Raw genomic sequence first — 26173 nt, 5'->3', positions numbered from 1 at the left:
ATGATCCTCTCATCGTGCGGCCCCCGATGCGAGCATCCTCGGCGTCGCCAGGCGGATGACCTCGCCGCTGCGGATCGACGGTGATCCCACAACGGGAGGGGAATTGGCTGGGCGATCCCCCCATGACATCGCCCAGCCCGTGATTCTCTACTCCGCCGGTGTCTCGACGAGCGCTCCCCTGCGCGCGTCAGAGCTCTTGGCCCCCAGACCGATCAAAGTGAGTCAATCACCCGACTTACCATACGGCATCGCGAGCGGTTTACCCAGCGCTCGTTGCCTGATGGACATTATTCGTTACACAAACTGTCCAATTCCGCGCACCGGAAATCCGCGGAACGACACAGAACGCTCAATTAAGCGACACATGACGCACATAGTAGGTCGCACACCTTGGCGATGCGTCAGGCTTGGCCTGTGGCTCACCGAGCCGGAGAGGGACTCACCATGACCATGGCCATCGACCGTCCAATCGGGGACGAATCCGAACGCATCCCCATGTACCCGACGCCCCACGATGACTTCGAACGCCGACTGGGCCCATCGCATCGACGGTACTTCGGCGCCGGCTACCGCAAGACGGAATACCGTGTCCCGGTCCTCGCCCGCACCGATGACGACACGCTCACTGGAGTCGCCGCCATCGACTACGCCTCCGACTGGTCGAGCAAGGCTTCATCCGAACGGAAGCCGCACGCGAGCACCGTCGATGCGACCGTCCTGGCCGGACATGCGGCAGAACGCGCCCTCCAGTCCCTCATCGGCCTGTCCCCGGCCGAGGTGCGTCGCGCATGGATCGAGCGCATCGACGTGCGCGCGGGCGCGAAACCACTCGAGTCCACCTCCGAGGTACCGCTCTCGATCACCCGCACCGACACGGGCGAGGTCCAGGACGATGCCGTCGGCACGCCCCTGCAGACCACGCTGCAGTGCAGGATCGGCACCTTCCAGGTCGCGCTCGTTGTGCGGCACCCAGTCCCGGAGTCCCCCGACACCTCGCGCCCGACCTCGTTCACCGACGGACGGCCGTCGACCGCCTACCGCGGCACGACGCACACCTCGACCATCACCCGGCTCTCCATCGAGGATCAGCTCGTCGCCTGCACCCACCACGCGGTCGCCGACCCGATGCTGCGCGACGACGCCGCCCTCGAATCAGCACACGATCCGATCGTCGGCATGATCGACCGTCTCGTCCTCGCCGGGCAGATGGCCCAGGTCCTCATCTACGCGACCGACGGGGTCGACCGCGACACGACCGCGAACCTCTGGATGCGGCGCGCCACGATCATCGCCGAGCCGCCGGCGCAGTTCGCGGCGGCGAGCGTCGATTCGACCCTGCGGGTGAGTCAGCGGCGCTCGTTCGCCCGCGACGGAGGATCGGTCCGCACCGTCGACGTCGTCATCGACGACCTGTTCGGTGTGCACATCGAGTCCTCGTTGGCGTATCTCGACGCCGGACCTGCGTGATCGGAGCGTCAGTCCTCGGTGGCAGCAGCGTCTGCAGCGGCCGCCGAGGCACCCGCCTCGTCGTTGTCGAACGTGCGCTCGATGAAGGCCGTCACCTGTTCCTGGCGCTCCGGCACGATGACCGCGAGCGTCATGAGCTTCCACATGGTCTCGAGCGCGGACAGCAGGTCGCTGCGCTGGCTGAGCACGTTGGAGACGAGCTGCACACCGGTGAAGTAGGACACGGTGGAGCGGCCGAGGCCCTCCCGCTCGATGTCCGGGCGCACGTAGCCTTCCTTGACGGCCTCTTCGAGCTGTTCGGAGACGGAGGCGATCCACTTCCGGTAGAACTCCGTGGTCGGCATGGACAGGGTGCCCTGCTCGAGCGACAACCGGATGCCGGCGCGGACGACCGCATCGGTCGTCAGGTGCTCCGCGATGATGCGCGATGCGGCGACGAGGGCGCAGAAGGACCCGTCGTCGTTCGGCACGTCGGCGAGCGCCGCGAAGGTGCGGGAGTTCTGTTCGTTGATGACGGCGAGCGCCAATTCTTCCTTCGACGGGAAGTAGAAGTACATCGACCCCTGGGTCGTTTTGGACTCGCGGGCGATGTCCGACAGGCTGGCCTGGCCGTAGCCGACGCGGTCGAAGACGCGGGCTGCGCCTTCTACGACGGCTTGCCTGCGCTCATGACCACGCTGCTGTTGCGGCTTGCGTTCTGGCATCGAGAGGTTTTCCTCCAAGAAAATCTTGACCCAAGCGTATCGAGTAGATCAGGAGTTCATTGACATGTGTGACCGAATTCATATCCTCCTCACGGGTTCGACCGGTTTCATCGGCTCGGCGATTCGTGATTCTCTCAACGATTTGGGGGTTTTGCCGCGCCGATTGGTGCGCGCAGAGCGTGCGTCCGGATCACACGGCGACCCGCTCGAGGTCCGCGGCGATCTGCACGATGCGGCGGCGTTGGACCGTGCGCTGGACGGCTGTGACGTGGTGATCCATGCGGCGAGCTACACGGGTTCGGACGAGGCGGAGCAGGCCAGGACGAACCGCGACGGGACCGAGCGACTCGTCGCAGCGGCTGCGAAGGCCGGTGTCCGCCACATCGTGTCGCTCAGCACGGCCGGCGTGTACGGCGCCGACTTCCCGTTGGGCGGTGACGGCGCAGGGGTTGCGCCGGTGCCGCGGTCGGCACTGAGCGCGAGCCGTCTCGCGGCGGACGAGGCCGTGCTGGCAGCCGGCGGCTCAGTCGTCCGTCCGAACCTCGTCTACGGTGCGGGTGACCGCTGGTTCCTGGGGCCGCTGCTCACGCTCATGGGCGGGCTGGGCGCGTGGATCGGCACCGGGGACGCGCGCATCTCGGTCATCGAGCGGACGCAGCTGGGCGATGCCGTCGCGAGGCTCGCGCTCGCGGCGACTGACCCTGAATCGTCGTCGGTCGGCGGGATCTACCATGCAGGAGTCCCCGACGCGATGACACCCAGGACCCTGGTCGGGTCCCTCTCGGACCGCCTCGGGCGCGCGGCGCCGTCGGCGATGATCGACGCCGCATCGGCCCTGGGGAAGCTGCAGAGGTTCGGCGTCACCGGCGCCCAGCTGTCGACCGTCGCCGACGATCACTGGTTCGACTCCTCGCGTCTGTGGGACACCATCGGGCGGCGTCCGTCGAGCGATCCGTTGTGGTCCGAGGCGTCTCTCGACTGGTATCGCCGCTTCGGGGGCTGAGGCGGCCCACACGCCGCCGAGCTGTCGCAGAACCAACGTTACATTTCACAAACTGTGACTCGTTCGACCGCCCGATTCCAGTATGCTCGACCAGGCGGATCCGCACGGACCCGCCATCTTCGTGTGGGGAACACGAACCGGACGACCATGCATCGCACCTGATTGTGATGCGCAGGCTCCGATTCTGCATCTGCGATGCGCCGGATCAGGTCATCACGACGCCTTCCCACACGCATCGATTCGACGCTTCGAAAGGCGCCTCCCATGAAACGACGCAGCCCCGCCGCCGTGTTCTTCCTGCCCATCATCACCCTCGGCATCTACTTCATCGTCTGGTACGCCAAGACGCGTGGCGAGCTGAAGGCCCAGGGCCAGAGCGTTCCGACGACCTGGCTGTTCATCGTCCCGATCGTGTCGTTCTGGTGGCTGTGGAAGTTCTCCGTCGGCGCGGCGAACGTCTCCGGCAAGAGCGCGGGCGGCACCTTCGCCCTCCTCCTCCTCGGCAGCATCGGTCAGGCGATCGCGCAGAACGGCTTCAACAAGCGCAACGTCGCTCCCGTCGCCGTCGAGGTCCCGGTCGCCGCGTAACCCGCAGCGCACCACAGCATCACCCGGAGGCCCGCGCCTCGGACACCCAGTCCGGCGCGGGCCTTCGTCGTTCCTCTATCCATATGACACCGATGCCACGATCGCTTGAGGCTCGTCCTCACCCCGGGAGCGTGATCGCCACAGGTTCGAATACGGGGCGGGGTCGCAGATGTCATCTGCAGCATGCAGCCACAGGACGCCGCTAGTCGGTCGACGTGCGCAGACTCTGGTGCGATGCGGCGCTGGGAGCTGTCCAGTTGGCGAGCAGCTGCATCGCCTGCTCCGTCGGCGACGCCGGTTCAACGGTGTAGACGAGCAGGAGGAGTTCCGGGTCGCTCGTGATCTCGAACGACTCGAACCCGAATTCGACGTCGCCGACGAGCTCATGGGTGTAGCGCTTGACGCCCGACTTGTACCGCAACACGTCGTGCGAGGCCCACAACTCGGTGAACTCGGCACTCGACGTCGACAGCTCGCCGACGAGTCGAATCAGACCTTCATCATGCGGTGCGCGACCGACCGCTTGACGCAGCAGCGCGACGTTGTTGCGCTTCATCAGGTCGAAGTCGCGGTAGAAGTCGGCCGCCCTCGGGTTCAGGAAGACGAATCTGGCGTAGTTGAACGGCACGGCCGGATCGTTCGTCTCGTGTCCGTAGAGTGCACGGCCGATCGCATTCGTCGCGACATGATCGCCACGGTTGTTCTGAACGATCGCCGGCACCGTGATCGCATCGAGCACCAGCTGCACACTCGCGGACACGCGTGACTTCGTGACCCGTCTGGGCTGTCGACGCGATGGGCTCACCGGCCGCGTCGCCTGAACGAGGTCCTGCAGGTGCTCCCGTTCGGCCTCGTCGAGCCGGAGGGCGTTCGCGATGGCGTCCAGCACCTCCGTCGACACGCCACCGGTGTGGCCCCGTTCGATGCGTGCGTAGTAGTCCACGCTCACCCCGGCAAGGTGGGCCACCTCTTCTCGGCGAAGCCCAGGCACACGACGCACACCGCCGAACGTCGGCACCCCCGCATCCTCCGGCGACACCCTCGCGCGACGAGACGCGAGGAAAGTCTTGATCTCCGCTCGTCTGTCCATGCCGCCATCGTACGTCGCCGACCCGCTGCCAGGGGTGCCCTGTCAGACCCTGGGTGCGCCAGACCACGGTTCATCACGCCGTTCCGCGCAACTGGGAACTGGGGTTGTCTCGAATGGTCAGCCATTCACAGACAGGACTTCCCTCCATGACTTCCAACAGCGTCACGGCACCATCGACCCCGGCCGGCGGTGAACCCCACCGCCGATCCGCGAAACCGCGGATGCCGATCATCGTGCCCCTCCTGATGATCGGTGCATTCCTCATGTGCACGACCGAGAACATCGTCGCCGGTCTGCTCTCGCAGATCTCGGACGACCTCCACGTCACCGAGGCGCGCGCCGGTCTCCTGATCACGATCTTCGCGATCGGGATGGTCATCGGCGCGCCGACGATGGCGATCGCCACCCGGAACATGCCACCCAGGATCATCCTCGTCGCCGCGCTGCTCGTGTTCGCGGCCGGGCACGCGTTCACCGCGTTGAGCGGCAGTTTCGAGATCAGTCTCATCGCTCGATTCATCTCGGCCGTCGCGACCGGAGCATTCTGGTCGGTGGCTGCGGTCGCGGCGACGACGGCCGCCGGACCGGCCCTCGCCTCCCGAGCGCTCGGCCTCATGATGAGCGGTGTCGGCCTCGCTACCGTCGCCGGCGTCCCGCTCGGCGCATTCCTCGGCCAGTTGGTCGGTTGGCGGGGCACGTTCTGGATGCTCACTATCCTCACGGTCGTCGCCGCTGTGATCATCGCGCGCGTCGCCCCCTCCGCCAAGCCGACGGACCAAGCGTCGATCCGCTCCGAGCTCGGCGCGTTCCGTCAGGTGCGCATCTGGCTCGTCCTCGCCGGCACCGCCGTGGTCAGCGGTGGTGTGATGGCTGCGTTCAGTTACATCCAGCCGCTGCTCGTCGGCCGCACCGGCCTGCCGCAGTGGACGGTCCCGCTCGCGTTGATCGTCTTCGGGATCGGCTGCCTGCTCGGCACGAACCTCGCCGGTCGACTCGGCGACACGCACGCCGTCGGCACCTTCATCGGCGCCTCGATCGTCGGCGCTGTCGCGCTCGCCCTCCTCGTCCCGTTCTCGGTCGCCCCGGTCGCGACCTTCGTCCTCTTCTTCTTCGTCGGCGCGGCCGGCCTGTGCGTGCCACCGCTCGCGACGGGCCTGTCGATCCGCCTTGCGAGCTCCGCACCGACCCTCGCGGCCGCGTCGGCGGTCGCCGCCTACAACGGAGGTGTCGCTCTGGGCTCCTGGGTCGCGGGTATCGCCCTGGAGTCGGCCCTCGGCGTCACCGGGCCATCGGCCGTCGGCGCGGTCATGGTGGGCATCGGCCTGATCCCGCTCATCGTGCTCGCAGCCCTGCGCGCACCACGGACCTCCGTCGCATCATGACCAACCCACCACTTCCACCCCACCACGAATCAACCGAAGGAACACGCATGACCACGAACAACAATCCGTTCGCCCGCCTCCCAGAGGTTCCGGACTTCACGCTCACGAGCACAACCGTCGTCGACGGCCAGCCGCTCGCCGCCGCCCAGCTCTCCGGCCTCTTCGGCGTTCCGGGCGGTCGGGACGTCTCGCCACAACTGTCCTGGAGCGGCGCACCAGCGGGAACGAAGAGCTACGCCGTCACGGTCTACGACCCGGACGCGCCCACCGGTTCCGGCTTCTGGCACTGGGCAGTCGCCGGCATCCCGGCCAACGTCACCTCACTCCCGGAAGGGGCAGGCGATGAGGCGGGAACCGGCATCCCGACCGGAGCGTTCCAACTCCCGGGAGACGCCAGTGCTGCACGATTCATCGGTGGCGCCCCGCCGGCCGGCCACGGAGTGCACCGCTACTTCATCACCGTGCACGCGCTCGATGTCGAGGACATCGGCATCTCCCGGGACGGGACACCCGCGTTCCTCGGATTCCTGATGGCTTCGCACATCCTCGGCCGCGCGACGCTCGTTGCGACTGCTGAGAGCGACGAGCACGGAGATGACGCGTGAGCACGATCGCCGTCGTCGGTCTCGGCGCGATGGGGCGCGCGATCGCCCGCAACCTCCTCGCCGCCGGTCACGAGGTGACGGTGTGGAATCGGTCACCCGAGCCCGTCGAAGAACTCGTCCGAGCCGGTGCGCTGGCGGCCATTTCTCCCGCACAGGCGTTCCAGACCGGCGTGGTGTTCTCGGTCCTCGCGAACGATGCCGCAGTCACGGACGTTCTGCTCGACGCAGACGCGTTGATGTCCGCTCCGCACGGTGCAGTGCATGTGAACCTGGCGACGGTGAGCACCGATCTCGCCCGCCGCGCCACGGGACTGCATGCCGAGTACGGTGTCGGCTACATCGCGGCTCCAGTCTTCGGTCGGGTCCCGGTGGCGGAGGCCGGCAAGCTGAACATCCTCGCCGCCGGACCGGAAACGCTCATCGATCAGGTGCAACCGTTCTTCGACGTCATCGGATCCCGCACGTGGCGTTTGGGCGATGCGCCGGAACAGGCGAACATCGCCAAGATCCTGGGCAACTACCTCATCGCCTGCGCCCTCCAGTCGATAGGTGAGGCCGTCAGTCTCGCCGAGGCGGCGGGAGTCGATCCGGAGCAACTCACCGGACTGCTCACCTCCACGCTCTTCCCCGGCGTGGTGTACTCCTCGTACGGCCCCCTCATCGCCACACGCACCTACCAGCCGGCCGGCCTCACAACGCGGATGGGACGAAAAGACCTCCATCTGGCCCTCGACGCCGCGGCGAAACACGACCAGTCGCTTCCCTTCGGCGAGATCCTCCGACAGGTCTTCGACCAAGCCATCACGACCGGTCACGCCGACGACGACTGGGCGGCCATCGCGGAACTACGCCCCCGTACCTGATCGATTGCTCGCGATATGGCGGCACCCGACGGAACCGGGCCTCCGGTCCCCTCTCCCCGCCGGGTCAGATCCGTCGCTCGCGCGCAGAGACACGATCAGGAACACGGTTGTGCCCGTGATGAAACAACCTCACGGGCACAACCGGACGCACGTGGGCACCCGGCGCCTATGCAGGATGCGGCACCCGGTGCAACGTTCCACGCGATCGAGGCCCGCCCTGTCCGGGCACGTACAGACAGTGTGCGACTGCTGGGACAGTACTTGAGTTCAAAAACAGAGGCCGAGCGGATTTCTGGTCTCTATCGGCGGGCGACAATATCAAAGGTAGAGCGCCTTTCCCCTACCTCAGTTCGTGGACCTGCGAGGCTCACAAGAGTTCAAAACGTGGAGCTCGTCGCACTCTACGAAGCGGATGGTCGCCCAGCCGATATCGCACGGCAACTATGCACAACCGAATAGACGATCCGTCACCGGCTCCCTAGGCGTGGAACGACGGCCAATCAGCACGACCGACGCTGAGATTCAAGAAGCACTTCGGCTCAACGACGGAGGCGTTCCGATCACAGAGCTAACCAAGCGATTCAATCGATCATGGAGGACAATCCGGAAAGACTCCGCGCTGCTCGCGGCTACTGGTAACGCCGCTTGTAGTTCAAGGAGGATCTGCGCCATCTTTACTGGCTCGCGATCTGCTCCTCGGAAACGACTCGATACCTGGGCGCATAGACAGACATCCCGATCCGATAGTCCTGTTTGTGACAGGTCCTTCCATCTACCTGCCGAATCGGTAATGTCTTGTAGGGAGGTACCGTTGCCAAGCAACCGTCGGAGTGGCGCACAGCGCGAAGCGGAGAGGCGAGCGCGGCAACGCCAAGTTTCGATGGCCCGCGCCGCCGCACCTGAGCAGAATCTACCTTCAGTAGACGAGATCTTCGCTCAGCTCAGAAGCGGAGCGGCAAATGTCGCGGGCGTCACTTATCAGGTGAGCCTCGCTGCGCTTCTTCTCGCGGGTGGACGATCCCGCCAGGGCGCCTTCCCTGTAGTCACCGCCGTCCGGCCCGAGGGTTTCGAGGACATCGATCTTTGCCTCGACGACGGCTCATGGCTACTCGTGCAGAGCAAGCAACGCGGTGGTGAGCGACCAATCGGAATTGCCGAGATTGCGAGGATCATCGTCCATGCGTCTCAGGTGGAGTCAGGGCGAGACTATGACGGGAATGTCGCGGGCTTTGCGATCGTCACAAACGGGTCTTTTGCGATTGAGCCGACTGGGTGGGCGGCCACCGTTTCAGAAAACGAGGACCTCCTTGTAGCTGTGCAGAAGGCGTTGTCGAGCGTCGGCCGCGAGCCTAAGGGCGCGCCTCAACTGGTAGCCCGCACTCGACTTGTGATCACTGAGGACTCTCTCGCCAGCCATATCGAGTCGCAACTCATCAGCGCGTTCGATGTTGCTCCGGTCGTAGCAGCCATCGCCAGAACCCGGCTTACGGCCGACCTCGGCGAACTTTCCGCAAGTCAGCGCGGTGGCGTTGCTTCTACGGCTCTTCACATGGGCGCCTCCGACCTCGATGTCCTCGTCACCGACGTCCAAGGTACCGTGGACGTGAGCGCCCTTGAAGAGGCCCTTCGCAGCGGCGTCTGCGAGCTTGCGAACTTCGCCAGAGGCTCGGCTGACTCTGAAACCCAGTTTTTCGCGGGCGTTCGGGTTGTCCCGGGTCACGTTGGGTCCAATCGTGACGTAGTTCGAGTGCCCGAATGTCTGTCGATCCTCGACGCGCTACGAGCGAGCCGACACGTCTTGGTGGTCGGCCCGAGCGGCACTGGTAAGTCCGGACTCCTCTGGCGTTCAGCCTCGATGCTCGAAGACGGCCCGATCCTGGTTCGCGTACTCCGCGTTGAGACCGAAAACGATGTTGAACAGCTCGTCCGCTACGCGAAGGTTCTTGCGCCCTCGGAGCAGAGGCGCGTTTTGGTCTGCGTAGACGACATCGGGCGCACCTCCACGGAACTGTGGCCAATCGCGAGAGACCGTTTGCTCGAGCTTCCTGGCGTTTCTGTACTTGGAGCGTCCCGCCAAGAAGACCTCCTGCCGTCTACGGCGATCGGCGCCACGCTCGTCGACTCGCGATTGACAACGGAGTCTGCGGAGCGAATTTATGAGCGCCTCGTAGCCGCTGGACTACCCATCGAAGCCGAGCCAGAGGAAGCCATTTCGCGCGCCCAGGGTCTGCTCATGGAGTTCGTTGCGATTGCAACCACCGGGCACAGGCTACGTGAGGTACTACGTAGCCAGATTGCCGCGCTCCGTTCCGCTGAGAACGAGGTGGCGCTCGATCTTCTTGGGATCGTCACTGCCCTCCACACGCTCGGCCGTTTCGTGGATGCCAACCAGCTTCCCGCTTCGACAGGGCAGACCGCGACTAAGGTGTCTCAGCAGCTCGCCAGACTCCAAGACGAGCACCTTCTCGTAACTGAAGATGGGACGAACTGGCGAGCACTACACGACTTGCGTGCTGAGGTCATCTTGGACCTCATCCACGAGACGCCGCCGCCAACCCTGGCCGCTACCTACGCGAAGGCCATCGATGCCACACCCGCTGGCGCCCGGCCCGCTCTCTACTGTCGAGCGGCAGTCCGCGTGGTGCGATCCCTGCAGCCGAACGCAAGGAGCGATGCGGCTGCGAGGTTGACGCTCTTTCACCAGGCGCTTGCTCCGCTGGTCGCCTCGATCTGTGCTCGAATCGACGCCCTCGTGGCCGCGAGCACTCCCTCCGTGGCTTCAGAGATCGCGGCGCTCGTCGACGCCGCAGAGCGTTTCGATGTCGCCGCCTATGCTGCATCAACGCTCGAACACGTCCAGCGGCACACGCCAGCTACGATCGACGTCTCCGGCTACTACCTCTTAGCTCACTCTTCGAAGTTCGGCCGCATCTTCGACGGTAACGACGCCTTTCAACAAATTGCGTCAATCGGTGAGGGCCTTCCCGACTGGGATTCCTCGTCGCGCCGGCAAGTGCTCGACAGACTCACAGACAACGCGATCAGCCAGGTGCTGGTTGAGACTGATCTCGATGCCGCGGTGCGATTCAGCGAGAGGCTCGAGGGCTTCCGTGTATTGCCGCGGGATCAGGTGATCCGCGTCTATCAAGCGCACAATGCTCAAGCGCCGGCAACGATCGAGAGGGCGGACATAGTCGCGCAACTGATCGCGACTCTCGCTGTGGTCTCGGGCTCCCAAGGAGCGGAATTCTCAGACTTATTCGGTCCGATAGAAGGCCGCGCGACATGGGCCGTTGCTTCCGATGACCACGCCTTCGAAGTCAAAATCGACTTTCCGAACAAAGCTACGTTGCCGGACTCGCCGAGCAGCATGGCGAGGGTCCGCACATACACCGAAGACTCGTTCTGCAAAATATCGGCACGTGCCTTCCTTCGAAGAGATGCCGCCGTCAGTCGGGGTTACCAACCTCAGCCCTCCCACGACCGCACCTCGGTCAACGCACAAGCCGTGTTTCTCGCTCAACGCATTTTTGATGCTTGCCCTGAAGCCGATCTCGTCGCGGTCGAAGTCGTGACGGCAAACCTCGTCGCACCGATCGATGGGGGTGAAGATCATGAGGTCTGGCGTACTGCCAAGGCAGGTGTCGGTCGAGCGATCGATCGCTACTCAAGTAACTGTCGCTGAGCTCCTAAGTTCTGAGCGTTGGACCGACCGGTGCCGCCGCCAAGCGGCATCAAGCGCCCAACTCGTTGAGCTCCTCCAGGACCTGCCGACGAGGCTGACGGACCGTGACGGCACACGGCGCCGAGATGACTGGACGTCTCGAGCCGAGAGTGTGGCGTCCGCGATCGCCGCTCTCCCGGGCCTCCCGTTCGATCCCCAGCTTGCGGACGCTCTAAGCGACCAGTACCCGCACGCGAATGACTTCGATCGCAACGTACGTGAGGCCATGCGCGACCAGTCAAAGGCTGCTCTCGACCACATCGCCGGATGCATTCTTCAAGTGGCTCGGGATCTAAGCAATGAATCCAATTTGACGGGCGCGGGGTTCCGCCTAGCAGACGGTGTCAAGCGACTGAATGAAGCTCGAAGCGATGCACGACTCCCGGATTTCGCGGGGGTAGGGCCCCTGCTGCCCGATGAACTGGATGGACTCGTGACTTTTTGCGCCCGACTCCTCATAGCTCGGGGACGAGGGCTCATTAAATCTTACGAAATTCAGGCTTCCTCGCCAGCCGAGATCGAGTCGAGGATCGCGGCCATCATGATGGAGTCGGGGGAGCACTCTATTGCCGCGTTGACTCAACGCCTCGCTGAACACGGTGTCGCTCTGCAGGATGCCGCGGTCAGCGTTTGGACAGATGCTCCGGATCCACTGGTCGCCATCCAGGTCTCCGGAGCCGTCCGGGTTGAGTCCTGGCAAGCGGCGGAGGAGGCCGTCCGTGAATGGAGCATCGCCGAAAAGGAGTCGGCCGGTTTCGCCACGAGAGCAACTCTCGCTACGGTGGCTTCGGGTACAATCATCCAGATCGGCATCAACATCTGGAATGCAACCGCCGGATTCACCCTAGCCACTCAGCCTGACTTTGAGAGAGTGGCGAACGCGCTCCAACACCCGCTTCTCCCGACGATATACCAGGAGCTGGCGGACGAACTCTTGCAGAACCTCGTCACGGCGTCGTCAAACATGGTTAGAAGCGAGAAGCGACCACCAGACTGGCCGACTAAAATCGCCCCCACGCGGCTGACGAACGTCGACCTCCGAGCCGGCGATCCCGCGCCTTGGGAGACTGCACTAGATACATACCGGGAACTGCGCGACCGTGTGCTTACCCAGACTCCGGGCGACACCTTGGCGGGCGCAGTCTCGAACCTCGCGCCCTCCGTATCCACACAGTCGCCACTCATCGAGCTGGTCGCGAACCTGCGGCTCGCGGCTATGGACGCAGACCTCGCAGGATCGAGCTAACACTGCCTCGACGTATCGTCGGCGCGCGAGCATCGATGCCACGGCAACCGTCACATCAGCCACCCGCTCGAAAGTGCGCGTAGTACGAATGGCGACGCGAATACCGACCGGAATATTGGTGCGCCTCCTGCAGGTTTACTCGAACCCTTCAAAACTACAGTTCTCTGCTCAGGACCTCGTCGCCCGTTCTCGTCGATCTTCGCGACCAGAGGCGTCTCAAGGCCCGGCTCGCTCCGCGCGACAACTTAGGGAGGCGGAGCTTGAATCGCTGGTGGCTCGATACCTCGAAACTCGCAACATGCGCCAGGTGGCCCGAGAGATGCGAGTGTCGCGCACGACAGTCGCAAAGCTACTTGCGCAAAGAGGCATCGACACTTCGCTGAGCATGAAAGCTTGGGAGATCGATCGCGCCGTCGAACTGTACGCACGGGGACGCTCAAGTGCAGCGATCGGTAAAGAGCTCGGGTTCGACAATCACACCGTCCTGAACGCGCTCCGTGCGCAAGGCGTCCAGATCAGGCCGCAACTTGCGAGCCGGTAGCAGACGGCAGTGTCTCATCACGTCGATACGCTGAGTCCCAGAGGTAGAAGGAGACGCATCTTGGGATTCGAGTCAGCGAAGCATGTCGAGCAGGTACTCCGGGAGATTCATGCGCGCGAGTATCTCCTCCCCGCAATCCAGCGCGAGTTCGTCTGGGACACAGATGACATCGCCAAGCTGTTCGACAGCCTGCTCCGCGGCTACCCGGTTGGGTCCCTTCTCTTCTGGAAAGTGGATCCAGAAACAGCCGAGGACTACGTCTTCTACAACTTCCTGACCAATTTCCACGAGCGTGACGAGCCATTCGCGGTGCGGGCTACAGTTCCAGCAGGATCCGGAACCACAGCCATCCTCGACGGTCAACAGCGTCTCACCGCACTCAACATCGGGCTCTACGGCAGTCACGCCACGAGACGGCGATACGGTCGCTCATCCAGTTCTCAGGCCTACCCCAAGAAGCGCCTGTATCTGAATTTGGTCGATAGCCCGCCTGACGAGGAACTCGGACTCAAGTACGACCTCCGCTTTCTTACGGACGACGAGGCGCACCCCACACCAGCGGCTGAGGGGGCCAGCGCGATGGACCGGTGGTTCCTAGTCGGCGACGTATTCAAGCTCACGGACGATCCCGTGGGCTACATCGATGCCGTCACGGAACGAGCGATTCCTGACATCCGCGAAGGAACCCGGCGCCTTGGCGCTCTCTACACAGCCGTGCGGAAGACGCCGTCGATGAACTACTACCTCATCGACGAGAAGGAGCGGACTCCCGACGAGGTTCTCGAGATATTTATCCGTGTCAATCAAGGTGGCGAGAAACTCACTAACTCGGACCTGCTGTTGTCGATGGCGACAAACCAATGGTCGACCGAACCCGGGGCGCGTGAAGAGGTGAGAAACCTCACGGCCGAACTGAACACGCGCGGCTTCAACTTCGACAAGGACTTCGTCCTGAAGACCGCACTCACTCTCGTCGGCGCGGACGTCCGATTCAAGGTCGAGACGATCACTCACCAGAACATCACGAAGGTCGAGAACGACTGGCCGAAGATCTCGGCCACGCTGCAGCGCACCGCCGACCTCTTGAAGTCTTCGGGCTTTTCCCGCGAATCCCTCACCGCGAACAACGCGGCAATCCCGATCGCCTATTACCTGCACCAGCGGAACATCTCGGACTCGTTCCTCGATTCCACAGCCAGCGCACCAGAACGCGCTGAGATCATCCGTTGGCTGACTCGGACTCTCCTTAAGCAGGGCGTGTGGGGCTCAGGACCGGACACGCTTCTCACGCGCCTTCGGTCAGCGATCGACCGTGAACAGTCCACACCTGGCTTCCCGACCGCCGCCCTCGATGCCGAGTTCGCTGCGCTCGGCAAGGCTCTGACCTTCGATGACACCGAGATCGACGGCCTGCTCGATCTTTCCTACGGCGCCCGTGGGACGTTCGCTGCCCTCGCAATTCTCTATCCGGGTTTGGACTTCTCGAAGGAGTTCCACGAGGACCACATCTGGCCGAAGTCGCTCTTCACTCGCCGACGGCTCGAAGAAGCCGGCGTGCCGTCCGAAGCAGTCGACGGCTACTTGGCACGCGTCAACTCGCTTCCGAACTTGCAACTGCTCGAGGGACGTCAGAACCAGGAGAAGCTGGCGAAGCTACCCGCCGACTGGATCGAGACCCTGCCGGAAGTACGCCGCGAACCGTACCTCCGCGAAAACGACCTCGACGGGGTGAATCTCGCACTAGGGAGCTTCGTCGAGAGCTTCACGACTCGACGCGAACGGATCCGCCAGCGATTGGCCCGCGCTCTTGGAACAGACAAGGATAGATCCACCGAACTCTTCTGATGAGTTACATCCCATCCGTCACGTTCTGAATCGACTTGGCGGCAAGAGGCGACTGCTGTAGGAGTTGCGAGACCAACGCGTCGCATCCCAACCATTCCTTCGCTACCAAGATCCGGTAATCTCACAGATACCGTCAATGTGGAGGGAGAGTGCGTGCGAACTCAGCGCCTAACCATCTTCCTGCTACGCGATATCGCGAACGTCGATGACGCCATTGCCGAGGACGCATCTGCGGGGCTCGAGGTCAGCGAACTCACCGATTCATCCGGGCTGGTGGGACGTTTCTACTCGAAGAAGAACTTCGCCAGCACCCCAAGCTGGGCAAAATATGTCGAGCCCGCGGTCGAGGGTGGAATCCACGGAGTCCAATCGGCATCCGCATCAGGACTCCTCGTGCTAACCGTTGATGACCACACCTTCGCGCTGACCTTCGGATATGGGCGAAGCTTCCTCGACCAAGCCAAGATCGAACGCCGCTTCGGGCTCAAGGTCGCACTCAATCTCATCGACGAGAAACAGATCCGCAGCCTCGACACCAAATTATTCGACGAGATGGTGGTGTCAAAGAATACGCAGACAAGTCGCACTGCCGAGCTCCCTGCGTTCGGGGTCGATATCCTTCGCGACATCGTGCGCGCCGTTACGGGAATCGCTCCGGAGTCCACTGGTTACAAGGGTGTGAGCGGGGCTGATGCCCTTGTCCTCGGCGTGTCAACGCCGGTCACAGATCTCCCAACGCTCCTCAAAGACATCTACGGTCACTTCACTGCGACCAAGTATCAAGCCGCCTTCGGCTGGGTGGATCATCTGGCCGAGGTCAAAGACCCCACGCTCTCAGAGAGCCTCGACACCCAGTTGATCGATCAGCTTAAGGCGAGCGACACGAGTTCAACGCACATGGCCATGCCAGAGAACCTGGACTGGGAGGATATCGAGCACTTCCTAATCGCGCCGACCCGTCGACAGATCCAGTTCGTCGAGTTGGACTTGGATCTTTACCTCGCCCAACCAGTGACCAAGCCCTCCGAGACGACTGTCGGCCAGCTCAAGCAGCGCAAAGTTGCAGTCAAGTTCCTCAGCAGCGCAGACCCCGTGGACCGATGGAGCGTTTACCAGTGCCTCGTATCGGAGCAGTGCATCGGTGAGAAGCTGTACGCGCTGGTTGAGGGTAGATGGTTCGAGATCGCGAGTTCACTCGTGAATCAAGTCGACTCGGTTGTCTCAGCGATTCCCGCGATGACGGTGACATTGCCGCCAGGTCGCCCGGGTGAGTCCGAAGGCGACTACAACGAAAGGGCAGCGGCCGGTTCAGTCGAGTTGACACTCCTCGACAAGCAATTGGTCGCGGCGGACGGTGCCACGAGCAGGATCGAGTTCTGCGATCTCATAGCCACCGATGGCTCCTTAATCCACGTGAAGCGCAAGTCTCGATCGTCCACTCTGAGCCATCTCTTCGCCCAAGGACATGTCTCGGCTGAGGCGCTCGTTGACGGTCCACTGCGCGACCAAGTTCGAGCGGCCATCACAAGGGCCGCCGGTCCCGCTGATGCCAGCGGTTGGCTCGCGCTGGTGCCTCCGAACGGTGCAGCCCCAGAACGCGACAAGGTCACAGTCACCTACGCCGTGATCGCAAACTCGAAGGCTAAGGGCATCGAGTGGCTCCCGTTCTTTAGTCGACTCACGCTCATGCAAACCGTCCGCGATCTCAACCGACTCGGCTTCACGAAGATTGCACTAGCGCGCGTGCCGGTCGAAGAGATCCAGAGCTGAGATCCACCCGCCGCTCATGTCCAGGAGTTCGTGTGACCGCCAGGCCGTCGATACAGGAATCTGTGGCACTCCTCGGGCTCAACTCAGGCCGAAGAACCGATCGAAGAAGATTGTCAGGGCTTCAAGCGCGCGCCGCTTCAGATCGCCGTGACTGGCCTCGCGGCTAAAGCGCGACACCGGTGGCAGAATCCGGGTGATCTCAGTTCCCGTCGTGCGGAGTTGGCCGTCTCGAAAGGCTGAATCGATGAAGGCGCGAGTCTGCTCGGGCTTGAGCTTCTGCGCCACGATTATTGACTCGAGTTCCGCCTCCCTCTTGCCAGCGACGAACGCCTGCCACTGCTCATCGACGGTCCCGTCTACCGAGACCGAGTCGACGAACGACTCGACGAGGTCGCGCTTCGAGCGAAGGCTCGGGCTAGAGTCCAAAGCTCGAGAGATCTGGGCGCGGACTTCCTTGTCTTCCCCGTCGCCAAAGCTTGCGCGATACTTCTCGACGAGCATCAGGATGTAGTCGACGTTGATCTCGACCTGCTTGACGAGCTCGATCTCGAACACGATGTCGTCGTTGATCGTCTCTTTGTCGCTGTCGCGTTCCTTGCGGAACTCGGCGTAAAGGTCGAGGTAGATAGAGCGGTAGTCCTGGCTCTGGCGCTCCGTGAGCGGATCCTGTCCCGCGAAGTCGTCGAAGGAGGTCAGGATGTTCTGCAGGCGAAGGACCGATCCAAAGAGCCCAACAAACGTCTTCTGGGCAGCCTCGCCGCCTATCGGGATTCCGAGCGGGAAACGGCTGAGCAGTTCGGTGACTTTGTCTGCGTATTCGGCGTAGTAGTCGCCGTAAGGCTTGAGGAGCACGACGCCGCGGGCGTCCTTATTCCCGAACAGTTCGAGGGCGGCATTGGTCTCGTCTTCAAGGTCGCGGAATGTGACGATGTTGCCGTACGTCTTGACGGAGTTCAGGATCCGGTTGGTCCGCGAGTAGGCCTGAATGAGGCCGTGCGAGCGCAGATTCTTGTCGACGAAAAGGGTGTTCAACGTGGTGGCGTCAAAGCCGGTCAGGAACATGTTGACCACGATGACCAGGTCGATCTCGCGGTTCTTCATCCGCTGCGACAGATCCTTGTAGTAGTTCTGGAACTTGTCGGCGCTCGTGTCGTAGCTGGTGCCGAACATTGCGTTGTAGTCGCGGATGGCCGCCTCCAGGAAATCCCGGCTGCTGCCGGAGAGCCCTTCGGTGTCGAACGCCTCGTCGTCGAGGATGCCGTCCTCGGTAGCCTCGTTGGCGCCGTAGCTGAAAATGATGCCGATCTTGATACGTCGATCCGGCGTAAGTGATTCTTGCTGAGCCCCGAAAGTCAGGTAGTAGCGCTGCGCCGCCTCGATCGAGGCAGTCGCGAAGAGGGCGTTGAAGCCACGGACCCGTTTGTTCTCCCGAATTGCTGCCATCGCCCGGCGCGTCCGCACCGACTCGGCCACGTTCGTCACGATCAAGTGCTCGTAGCCCGAGGCGTCGCGCTTGGTCTTCTGATCGAAGTGCTCGAGGACGTACCCGACGACATCGTTCAGCCGCCGCTCATCGAGCAGCGCCTGCTCGGCCTGAATTCCAGAAACCTCTTTGTCGATGACCGACCCGACCTTGACGGTGTTGACGTAGTCGATCCGAAACGGCAGCACGTTTCGATCGGTGATGGCGTCCACGATCGTGTAGGTGTGGAGCTTGTCGCCGAACGCCTGCTCAGTAGTTTTCAGCTGCGGGTTACCGCCACTGCCGGCGTTTGCGGAGAAGATCGGGGTGCCTGTGAAGCCGAACAGGTTGTAACGCTTGAAAGCCCTGGTGATGTCCGTGTGCATGTCACCGAACTGCGACCGGTGGCACTCGTCGAAGATGATCACGACATGGCCCGAGTAGATCTCGTGACCCTTGTTCGCCTTGATGAACGTGGATAGCTTCTGAATGGTCGTGATGATGATCCGGGCGTTCGGATCCTCGAGCTGCTTCTTAAGGATCGCGGTCGACGCGTTCGAGTTCGCCGCCCCCTTCTCGAAGCGGTCGTACTCCCGCATGGTCTGGTAATCCAGATCCTTGCGATCGACCACGAAGAGCACCTTTGCTACATCGGGAAGCCTGGACGCGAGCTGCGCGGCCTTGAACGAGGTCAGCGTCTTGCCGGAGCCAGTGGTGTGCCATACGTACCCACCCGCTTCCACTGTGCCGAGCTTGCGGTAGTTGGTCGCGATCTCGATCCGCTGCAGGATCCGCTCCGTCGCCACGATCTGGTATGGACGCATAACGAGAAGGTCGCGGTCGGCGGTCAGCACGCAGTAGCGCGTCAGAATATTCAGAAGCGCGTGCTTGGCGAAGAAGGTCTTGGCGAACGCCGTCAGTTCCTGAATCGGAGTGTTCCGTGCATCCGCCCACCACGACGTGAACTCGAACGAGTTGCTCGATTTCTTGCCACGGGTCTGCTTGCCCGAGCCTTCCTTGATATGCCGAGCACGAGTGGAGTTTGAGTAGTACTTCGTGAGCGTGCCGTTGCTGATCACGAAGAGCTGGACGTAGTCGAACAAACCGGAGCCGGCCCAGAAGCTGTCCCGCTGGTAGCGGTCGATTTGGTTGAATGCCTCACGGATATCTACTCCGCGGCGCTTGAGCTCGATGTGCACCATGGGCAGACCGTTCACCAGCACGGTCACGTCGTAGCGATTGGCGTAGCGGCCACCGCCCTCGCTGCGCTCCACCTCATACTGGTTGATCACCTGCAGATGGTTGCCATGGATGCTCTTCTTGTCGATGAGCGTGACGTTCTTCGTCGACCCGTCGTCCCGGGTAAGCGCCTGGACGTGGTCATCCTGGATGCGCACCGTCTTCTCGACAGCGCCCTCGTTCTGGCCGGCAAGCTTCGTTGTGAAAAACCGATCCCACTCCGCATCCGAGAACGCGAAGTTGTTGACGCGCTCGAGCTGGACGCGCAGGTTCGCAATCAACTGCGCCTCGCTCGTGACGGGGAGATACTCGTATGCCTGTCCCTGCAAGATACGAATCATCTCGCGCTCAAGATCGGCCTCCGACTGGTACGCGGCCGCACTCGACGGATCGGCGATGTACTCGGAAACGATCGTGCTCTCGGCAGAGATGGCGATCGGATCATACTTTCGTGCGAGGGCGTCACTCATGCCGCCCTCTCCTCGAACGTCAGCAACAGGTCACGGTAATGCTCGTATTGTTTACGGCGCGCGTTGATCTCAGCAGGAAGACCGTCACGAAGGTCGTTCACAAGCGCATCGAACTGATCGAGGAACCCGATGGCGCGCTGCTGCACCTCCCGAGTCGGGAGAGGCACCTCGACAGAGCGAACAATCTCGGCATTCAGGTTCTGCACCGTACCGGCACCCGCACGGCGTTTGAACTCCTCTTGGATGGGAGCTGAACGCAGCAAGTGATAGAGGTAGTCCGGGGCAAACGACTCCTCAAACCCACTGATTGCGAGCCAGCCGTCATGGATGTACCCCTCGATCTTGGAGATGTAGGGACGGCCGAAGCTCATCGAGTTGGAGAGAACGAAGTCACCAGGCTTCACGCGCCGAGACTTCGCAGCGCCGGCCAGCGTGACACGCTGTGCTGTGCCAGTGATGTACTTGCCGTCCGCAGGAACGTCGCCGATCTTGATCCATGGAGCACCATTGGGATCGTCGGTGAAAAACTGCTGGATCGGGCGAGGAGAGGCCCCTCGAACGATCTTCGCAACGTCGCCGAGCTTCACTCTCGGAACGTCAGCGTCCGCCGCGAGGAGAGAACCGGCATAGTAGCCATACTGGGCGCGCCGAGCCTCCAGCTCCGCCTCCAGCTCTGTCTCGAGATGAGTGAACTGGTCCAGTATTCTCACGATCTCGCGCTGAACCGGTAGAGGCGGGACGGGGATTCGGTAGCTCATTAGTTGCGGCGTGTTTATCGACGTGGCAGACCCGCCAGACTTACTCGTCTTAAGCAGTATGTCCTGCCCGCGCGAGCTCAGGACATGTGCGAGATATTCCACTTGAATGTCGCTGCGAGGCACAACCGCTTTCATGTCCTGATTGAGTGCAACCTCAATCGGGACAAGAGCCGTGGGAAATGTGTGATCAAGAATGCTAGAGCGCACGACCATCACGACGGAGGTCGGAGGTACCAACTTTGTCGACGAGCCAACCACCGCGGCATCCGTAATCGTGTCGATTGACGAGTCCAGGACGCGTCGTCCCATGTCCTTCGGGGACACCCACGGAATCGTACCGTTTGTCCAGTACTCGGGCGTCTCTTTCGAAGGTGTCCCACCGCCGTACCAAACGCCAACATCTCCGAGCGGAACGAGCGGAACGCCATCGGGACACAGGTCTCGAACAAGTTGAGCAACGCTGATCATGACGAGCCTCCCTCGCCGGCAATCTCTTGGATATTGTCCAGGTTCCAACCCAGCTCGTCGATCGCCTGCGCAACGACATTGTCACGATTGACTTCATCCACGACACCCAGCACCAGTTGAAGGCACGGCCTGAACTTCTGGAGCGCCTCAGCCTCACTCGAGTCGCCGTGAATAATGCCGCTCAGCTCGCGGAAGAGTTGGTACCCGTCGCTGGAAAAACGCTGAGGGATGATGTTGCGGACGTTGTTGACTTCCTCGAGCACCTTGAAGAAGGCCCGCGGGCTGCCGTTCGGCTTCTTCGTCTCGACGCCGAGGATCTCGGCGACTTCCCACGTGACCTTTTCGAAGATCTTCCGGAGGTAGATGACAGCACCCGCTCCGAGGTCACTCTCGTAGGCAAGCTGAGCGCGCTTAATAAGGTCGGCGAAAGGGCCATCGGTGACCCCCACACGGTCCGCACGATCCCGGAGATTCTCTGTGTAGCGCTCGACGCGAACTTCAGGAGCGCGCGCGTAGATGTCACCTCTTGAAGCCACCACGAACCATGCCTCGACGGAGGCGCGGCACACCATGCAGCGCAGCGTTGCGTCGATGCTGACCTGCTCGTTGCTGAGCCCAAGACAACTCAACTCCTCGCCCGATTCGAACGGGCGGACATCTCCGCAGTTCCGGCAGTAGAAATTGTGGATCACCTTGCCGACCCGGATCCGCTTGTGCTTTCCCCAACCGAGCGGGCGGTCAGAAAGAAATCCTTCGACCTGGGCGGAGACGACCTCCGGAGCTTTGGAGAGAAGGTCAGACAATCGCATGTCCCCCCGCTTCCAGATCAGCGACGATCGCGTCGATCGAGGTTCGGAGTTGCGACTGGCGCTCGACGATTTGGGAAATTTCGGCGTTCAGCGCCGCGATATCGACAACCTCGCGAGTGTCCTCGGACTCGACATACGAAGAGACAGCAATGTTGTAGTTGTTGGCAGCGATGGTTTCGTTCGAGACGCGCATGACGAAGTGTCGCGCCTCCGTGCGCGTTTCGACCGCGTCGAGAATGTTCTTCTGATGGCCGGAAGTGAGCTTGTTCTTATTGCCGACCCGGTCGAACTCCTTCGACGCGTTGATGAAGAGGACGTCGTTATCGGTCTTGGACTTCTTGAGAACAAGGATGCAAGTCGCGATCGTGGTGCCGAAGAAGAGATCCGGCGGGAGCTGAATCACCGTGTCGACGTAGTTGTTGTCGACGAGGTACTTGCGGATCTTCTGCTCCGCTCCCCCGCGGTACAGGACGCCAGGGAACTCGACGATGGCTGCAGTCCCGTTGACCGCCAGCCAGCTGAGTATGTGCATCGTGAAGGCGAGGTCAGCCTTCGACTTCGGCGCGAGGACGCCGGCCGGCGAAAACCGCTCGTCATTGATGAGCAGGGGGTTGGCGTCGCCGTCCCACTTGATGGAGTAGGGCGGATTGGACACGATCGCCTCGAACGGCTCCTCATCCCAATGTTGCGGGTCGAGGAGCGTATCGCCGTGGGCGAGGTTGAAGTCCGAGTAGTTCACGTCGTGCAAGAACATGTTGATGCGGGCGAGATTGTAGGTGGTCAGGTTGATCTCCTGGCCGTAGAAGCCTTGGCGGACGTTCTCCTTGCCAAGTACCTCTGCGAACTTCAGCAGCAGCGAGCCCGAGCCCACCGCGGGGTCGTAAACCTTATTCACCTGCGTCTTGCCGAGCACCGCGATTCGTGCCAAGAGCTCAGAGACTTCCTGCGGGGTGTAATACTCGCCGCCGGACTTGCCGGCGTTGGCCGCATACATCTGCATCAGGTACTCGTAGGCGTCCCCGAACAGGTCGATCGAGTTGTCCTCGAACCGTCCGAGCGGCAGATCACCGACCGCTTCGAGCAGCTTCACGAGCTTCTCGTTGCGCCGAGCGACTGTCGCGCCGAGTTTGTTGCTGTTCACGTCAAGGTCATCGAACAGGCCCTTGAGATCGTCCTCGCTGTCCGTGCCAAGCGCTGAGCCCTCGATGTTCTTGAATACGCGCTCGAGCGTCTCGTTGAGGTTCTCGTCGCCCTTCGCGGCCTGGCGAACGTTCGCGAACAGCTCGCTTGGGATTATGAAGAACCCCTTCTCTGCGACCACCTCGCCGCGGGCGAACGCAGCGTCCTCGTCCTGGAGCTTCGCGTAGTCGAAGGAAGCGTCTCCGGCCTCATGCTCGCCCTTGTTGATATATGCGGTCAGGTTCTCGGAGATGAAGCGGTAGAAGAGCATGCCCAGCACGTAGCTCTTGAAGTCCCAGCCATCCACTGAGCCACGCAGATCATTGGCGATACGCCAGATCATCTTGTGCAGCTCAGCGCGCTGTCCCTCTTTTGTCGTCGGTGCCATGCGTTCGTCTCCTGCGCCGCGGCGCGCTTTAGGTTGTGCGTAGTGGGGCCAGTCTCACCGTACCGGCGGGCCAAACCGTCAGCACTAAGCCCCGCCATCGTTGATGATGGAAATCGCTTGGGCGGGAGTCAGAAGGACTCGATACCAGAACCCGCGATCCTTGCTCAAGTATCGCACGCCCAGGTGCTTTCGTAAATGCCGACCTAGTTGTAGTGCCCAGTCAGGTTGTTTGAGATCCGGCTGATGGGCGGGAGCTTGCCGATGGCAGTGTGGGGCCGATGATGATTGTAGAAGTGCAGCCAGGCCGGGAGTGCGTTGCGGCGTGCTGACTCGGAGTTGTAGCGCTTCGAGAAGGCCCAGCCATCGGCCATGGTGCGGTGGAAGCGCTCGATCTTCCCGTTGGTCTGCGGCCGGTAAGGGCGGGTCTTCTTCGCCTTGATGTCGAGCTCGGCGCAGGCGTCCCGCCAGGCGTGGGACTTGTAGGCAGAACCGTTGTCTGACAGAACTCGCTCGACCGTGACACCGCGGTCAGCGAACCACGAGACCGCCCGGCGCAGCACGCCGATCGCGGTGACGGCGGTTTCGTCGTCGTGGATCTCGGCGTAGGCGACGCGGGAGTGATCGTCGATGACAGTGTGGACGAACGCGGTGCCCAGTCGCGGCTCCTAACGGTGGTTTCGGCTGCGGGTGCGGCGAGCGGTCGCCTCGCGGTTCTTCTCGCCCTGGACGCGGCCGACGAACCGCCACCCTCCGCCGTCGGGGATGTTGCCGAGCTTCTTCACATCGACATGGATCAGCGCGCCGGGCGTCTCGTGCTCGTAGCGGCGGGCCGGCTCTCCGGTCTTCACATCGACGTGGGAGAGTCGGTTGAGGCGGCAGCGCACCAGGACCGCGTGGACGGTCGACGCGGGTATCCCGAGTCGCCCGGCGATCTGCACTGGCCCGAGCCGTTTCTTGATCCGCAGGTGAACGATCCTCTTCACCACCGGCTGCGGAGTCCGGTTCGGATGCGAGTGCGGTCGGCTCGAACGATCGGCCATGCCCTCCGGGCCAAGCTCGACGTATCGTCGAGCCCACTTCGCCGCCGTCGGATACGACACCCGGAAGTAATCAGCCGCAGCCGAGACCGACCAACCCTCATCCACGATCTGCCGGGCAATGCGAAGACGTTGGCGGGGCGTGAGCGCCGCATTAGCGTGAGACACGAGAACCTCCTGGTTCAGAGCGAGCGGTAGCAGCTCCACTCTGCCGGGAGGTTCTCGTCACATCAGGGCATCCAGATCAAACAACGTCCCTGGGCACTACACCTAGTCGATGCAAACGGGAAATCTGATTGGAGTCCCTCTGCCAACTGCATACCAGCAACGGGAATGAAGAAGGCGACAGTCCGCCCGGGAGAGAACTCGTGCGGTTCTCGATCCCGGGCGACTGCCGCCTGTTCCCCACCTAGTTTGAGGTCGCCGTTCTCTTCGCCGCCTGAAGGTGCTCGGGCAGTTCGGATACGGGCACGACCTTCGTGTCGACAGCATCGCTCCACCGCTCAAGCAGCACCATCGCCCACACCGCGGCTTCGAAGTAGTCGCCGTACCGAGCCGAGCTGAGGTACCAGTTCGGCTCTCCACTGGTGAGCGGGAGGACGACGGAAGACACCTTGTTCACGGGGTCGGTGTACCAAGCGGGGTCTGTCCCGACTTTGATCAGCACGGCGTACCCACCCTCGGTGGTAAGCAGGGCGAGCAGCTCCTCCGGCACGTCAGTGTTGTCACCGTTTCGATCCGGCATGCCAACAATGACCGCGTTACCGACCAGCATCGCCTGACGCGACGCCGGAACGTTGTACCACCACAAGAACGAGGCCCGGGAGTTGAACGGCAGATGCCGCAACCGTCCTTCCTCGTTGACGTACATCGTGATGCCGAGATCGGGGATGTCGACCGGTTCGATCCATCCTTCGACGGCGGCTTGGTACGCCGCGAGGTTGGCGAAGTCGCACACTTCGAGGGGCTCGGACGGGTCGACGGGGACGTGGATGCCTTTGACCATTTCTTCTCTCCTTGCTGCAAGCGGCCGGCGAACCAGGTGGTTCTCCTTGGGAGCCGCGCCGCAGCAACGAGCAGGAATGGTGGGTCGAGGTGGTGAGAGCGACAGCCGCTCCGGGAGAGAACTCGTGAGGTCTCAATCCCGGAAGCGACTGCCGCTGTTCAGGCTTCTTCCGTTGCCTGTTTGCCGCGCCCACGCGAGCCTCCGGTGGTGCCGGAGGTTCCCTCCTTCTGGGCGGAGCCGCCGAAGATGGCCGTGATCGCGTTGCGCTTAGTCTGCGCTTCGCGTTCGATGTCGGCCCGAACCGTCTCGGCACGCTGGAGGACGGCGGGGTCGGACTTGCTGGTCTCGACCCACCCCTCCAGGGCGATACGGATCTCTTCGGTGACGCTGCGGTCGTTGAGCTGGGCGATGACGTCCAGCTGTGCCCGCAGATCGTCGTTGATGCGAACAGCCAGGGTCCGCATCTGGTACACCGGGGCGTACCCGGTGGGCTGAGTGGCATCACTCATGCCACACCTCCTCTTCTTTG

Annotated in this window: 18 protein-coding genes and 1 pseudogene; 10 read left to right on the top strand and 9 right to left on the bottom strand. The window is 62.5% G+C overall.

The genetic code is table 11. The annotated features are described in order from the left end of the window. Positions 1–444: 444 nt before the first annotated feature. Entirely contained in the window at positions 445–1467 is a 1023-nt protein-coding gene (locus ACL9RL_RS02705; protein WP_422778671.1) for an AvrD family protein, read from the top strand. A gap of 8 nt (positions 1468–1475) precedes the next feature. Here the strand turns inward: ACL9RL_RS02705 and ACL9RL_RS02700 are convergent, their stop codons facing one another. Then, complete coding sequence (locus ACL9RL_RS02700) at positions 1476–2171, bottom strand: ScbR family autoregulator-binding transcription factor (RefSeq protein WP_422778670.1); 696 nt, start codon at positions 2169–2171, stop codon at positions 1476–1478. Between the two features lie 64 nt (positions 2172–2235). On the opposite strand from ACL9RL_RS02700, the gene ACL9RL_RS02695 reads away from it, so the two are divergent. Further along, entirely contained in the window at positions 2236–3174 is a 939-nt protein-coding gene (locus ACL9RL_RS02695; RefSeq protein WP_422778669.1) for an NAD-dependent epimerase/dehydratase family protein, read from the top strand. Between the two features lie 264 nt (positions 3175–3438). Beyond that, positions 3439–3762 (top strand): DUF4234 domain-containing protein, encoded by a 324-nt coding sequence (locus tag ACL9RL_RS02690; protein ID WP_422778668.1) that lies wholly within the window; start codon positions 3439–3441, stop codon positions 3760–3762. Between the two features lie 202 nt (positions 3763–3964). Here ACL9RL_RS02690 and ACL9RL_RS02685 read toward each other — a convergent pair whose 3' ends face one another. Further along, positions 3965–4852, bottom strand: coding sequence for a helix-turn-helix transcriptional regulator (locus ACL9RL_RS02685; protein WP_422778667.1), 888 nt, complete (start codon positions 4850–4852; stop codon positions 3965–3967). Positions 4853–4998: 146 nt separating this feature from the next. Here ACL9RL_RS02685 and ACL9RL_RS02680 point away from each other — a divergent pair, with 146 nt between their 5' ends. The 7 genes from ACL9RL_RS02680 to ACL9RL_RS02650 all read left to right on the top strand — a co-directional run bounded on the left by ACL9RL_RS02680 (position 4999) and on the right by ACL9RL_RS02650 (position 16828). Next, a complete protein-coding gene (locus ACL9RL_RS02680; protein WP_422778666.1) occupies positions 4999–6234 on the top strand; it encodes an MFS transporter in 1236 nt (411 codons plus the stop codon). Positions 6235–6281: 47 nt separating this feature from the next. Beyond that, complete coding sequence (locus ACL9RL_RS02675; protein ID WP_422778665.1) at positions 6282–6839, top strand: YbhB/YbcL family Raf kinase inhibitor-like protein; 558 nt, start codon at positions 6282–6284, stop codon at positions 6837–6839. Further along, on the top strand, positions 6836–7702 hold the full coding sequence (locus tag ACL9RL_RS02670) for an NAD(P)-dependent oxidoreductase (RefSeq protein WP_422778664.1): 867 nt from the start codon (positions 6836–6838) through the stop codon (positions 7700–7702). The genes ACL9RL_RS02675 and ACL9RL_RS02670 overlap by 4 nt, the downstream gene beginning before the upstream one ends. Before the next feature lie 880 nt (positions 7703–8582). Continuing rightward, positions 8583–11387, top strand: coding sequence for a hypothetical protein (locus tag ACL9RL_RS02665; protein WP_422778663.1), 2805 nt, complete (start codon positions 8583–8585; stop codon positions 11385–11387). 151 nt (positions 11388–11538) lie between these two features. Further along, the gene (locus ACL9RL_RS02660; protein ID WP_422778662.1) at positions 11539–12672 is read left to right on the top strand and encodes a hypothetical protein; all 1134 of its coding nucleotides are present in this window, start codon (positions 11539–11541) and stop codon (positions 12670–12672) included. Positions 12673–13273: 601 nt separating this feature from the next. After that, entirely contained in the window at positions 13274–15058 is a 1785-nt protein-coding gene (locus ACL9RL_RS02655; protein ID WP_422778661.1) for a DUF262 domain-containing protein, read from the top strand. 153 nt (positions 15059–15211) lie between these two features. Next, on the top strand, positions 15212–16828 hold the full coding sequence (locus tag ACL9RL_RS02650) for a DUF6119 family protein (protein WP_422778660.1): 1617 nt from the start codon (positions 15212–15214) through the stop codon (positions 16826–16828). Between the two features lie 78 nt (positions 16829–16906). Here the strand turns inward: ACL9RL_RS02650 and ACL9RL_RS02645 are convergent, their stop codons facing one another. The 7 genes and pseudogenes from ACL9RL_RS02645 to ACL9RL_RS02615 form a co-directional block, all read right to left on the bottom strand. Further along, the gene (locus tag ACL9RL_RS02645) at positions 16907–19999 is read right to left on the bottom strand and encodes a type I restriction endonuclease subunit R (protein ID WP_422778659.1); all 3093 of its coding nucleotides are present in this window, start codon (positions 19997–19999) and stop codon (positions 16907–16909) included. After that, positions 19996–21225, bottom strand: a complete 1230-nt coding sequence (locus tag ACL9RL_RS02640) for a restriction endonuclease subunit S (RefSeq protein WP_422778658.1) — start codon at positions 21223–21225, stop codon at positions 19996–19998. Before ACL9RL_RS02640 ends, ACL9RL_RS02645 begins: the two co-directional genes overlap by 4 nt. Continuing rightward, positions 21222–22034: a hypothetical protein gene (locus ACL9RL_RS02635; protein ID WP_422778657.1), complete on the bottom strand. Its 813-nt coding sequence runs from the start codon at positions 22032–22034 to the stop codon at positions 21222–21224. The genes ACL9RL_RS02640 and ACL9RL_RS02635 overlap by 4 nt, the downstream gene beginning before the upstream one ends. Next, a complete protein-coding gene (locus tag ACL9RL_RS02630) occupies positions 22021–23601 on the bottom strand; it encodes a type I restriction-modification system subunit M (RefSeq protein ID WP_422778656.1) in 1581 nt (526 codons plus the stop codon). The genes ACL9RL_RS02635 and ACL9RL_RS02630 overlap by 14 nt, the downstream gene beginning before the upstream one ends. A gap of 203 nt (positions 23602–23804) precedes the next feature. Next, positions 23805–24806, bottom strand: a pseudogene (locus ACL9RL_RS02625) (IS481 family transposase). A 241-nt stretch (positions 24807–25047) separates the two neighbouring features. Further along, positions 25048–25644, bottom strand: a complete 597-nt coding sequence (locus ACL9RL_RS02620; RefSeq protein WP_422778655.1) for a DUF3846 domain-containing protein — start codon at positions 25642–25644, stop codon at positions 25048–25050. A 158-nt stretch (positions 25645–25802) separates the two neighbouring features. Further along, the gene (locus ACL9RL_RS02615) at positions 25803–26153 is read right to left on the bottom strand and encodes a hypothetical protein (RefSeq protein ID WP_422778654.1); all 351 of its coding nucleotides are present in this window, start codon (positions 26151–26153) and stop codon (positions 25803–25805) included. Positions 26154–26173 lie beyond the last annotated feature (20 nt).

The organism is Plantibacter sp. Mn2098 (assembly GCF_049319745.1).
Taxonomy (GTDB): Bacteria; Actinomycetota; Actinomycetes; order Actinomycetales; family Microbacteriaceae; genus Plantibacter.
Note: the sequence above shows the minus strand (reverse complement) of the source record. Positions and strands in the feature narration are given on the sequence as shown.

What these genes read in the sequence shown, in the direction of transcription:
- ACL9RL_RS02705 (WP_422778671.1), top strand. Translation starts at nt 445, where the DNA reads ATGACCATGGCCATCGACCGTCCAATCGGGGACGAATCCGAACGCATC.
- ACL9RL_RS02700 (WP_422778670.1), bottom strand. Translation starts at nt 2,171, where the DNA reads ATGCCAGAACGCAAGCCGCAACAGCAGCGTGGTCATGAGCGCAGGCAA.
- ACL9RL_RS02695 (WP_422778669.1), top strand. Translation starts at nt 2,236, where the DNA reads ATGTGTGACCGAATTCATATCCTCCTCACGGGTTCGACCGGTTTCATC.
- ACL9RL_RS02690 (WP_422778668.1), top strand. Translation starts at nt 3,439, where the DNA reads ATGAAACGACGCAGCCCCGCCGCCGTGTTCTTCCTGCCCATCATCACC.
- ACL9RL_RS02685 (WP_422778667.1), bottom strand. Translation starts at nt 4,852, where the DNA reads ATGGACAGACGAGCGGAGATCAAGACTTTCCTCGCGTCTCGTCGCGCG.
- ACL9RL_RS02680 (WP_422778666.1), top strand. Translation starts at nt 4,999, where the DNA reads ATGACTTCCAACAGCGTCACGGCACCATCGACCCCGGCCGGCGGTGAA.
- ACL9RL_RS02675 (WP_422778665.1), top strand. Translation starts at nt 6,282, where the DNA reads ATGACCACGAACAACAATCCGTTCGCCCGCCTCCCAGAGGTTCCGGAC.
- ACL9RL_RS02665 (WP_422778663.1), top strand. Translation starts at nt 8,583, where the DNA reads ATGGCCCGCGCCGCCGCACCTGAGCAGAATCTACCTTCAGTAGACGAG.
- ACL9RL_RS02645 (WP_422778659.1), bottom strand. Translation starts at nt 19,999, where the DNA reads ATGAGTGACGCCCTCGCACGAAAGTATGATCCGATCGCCATCTCTGCC.
- ACL9RL_RS02640 (WP_422778658.1), bottom strand. Translation starts at nt 21,225, where the DNA reads ATGATCAGCGTTGCTCAACTTGTTCGAGACCTGTGTCCCGATGGCGTT.
- ACL9RL_RS02635 (WP_422778657.1), bottom strand. Translation starts at nt 22,034, where the DNA reads ATGCGATTGTCTGACCTTCTCTCCAAAGCTCCGGAGGTCGTCTCCGCC.
- ACL9RL_RS02630 (WP_422778656.1), bottom strand. Translation starts at nt 23,601, where the DNA reads ATGGCACCGACGACAAAAGAGGGACAGCGCGCTGAGCTGCACAAGATG.
- ACL9RL_RS02620 (WP_422778655.1), bottom strand. Translation starts at nt 25,644, where the DNA reads ATGGTCAAAGGCATCCACGTCCCCGTCGACCCGTCCGAGCCCCTCGAA.
- ACL9RL_RS02615 (WP_422778654.1), bottom strand. Translation starts at nt 26,153, where the DNA reads ATGAGTGATGCCACTCAGCCCACCGGGTACGCCCCGGTGTACCAGATG.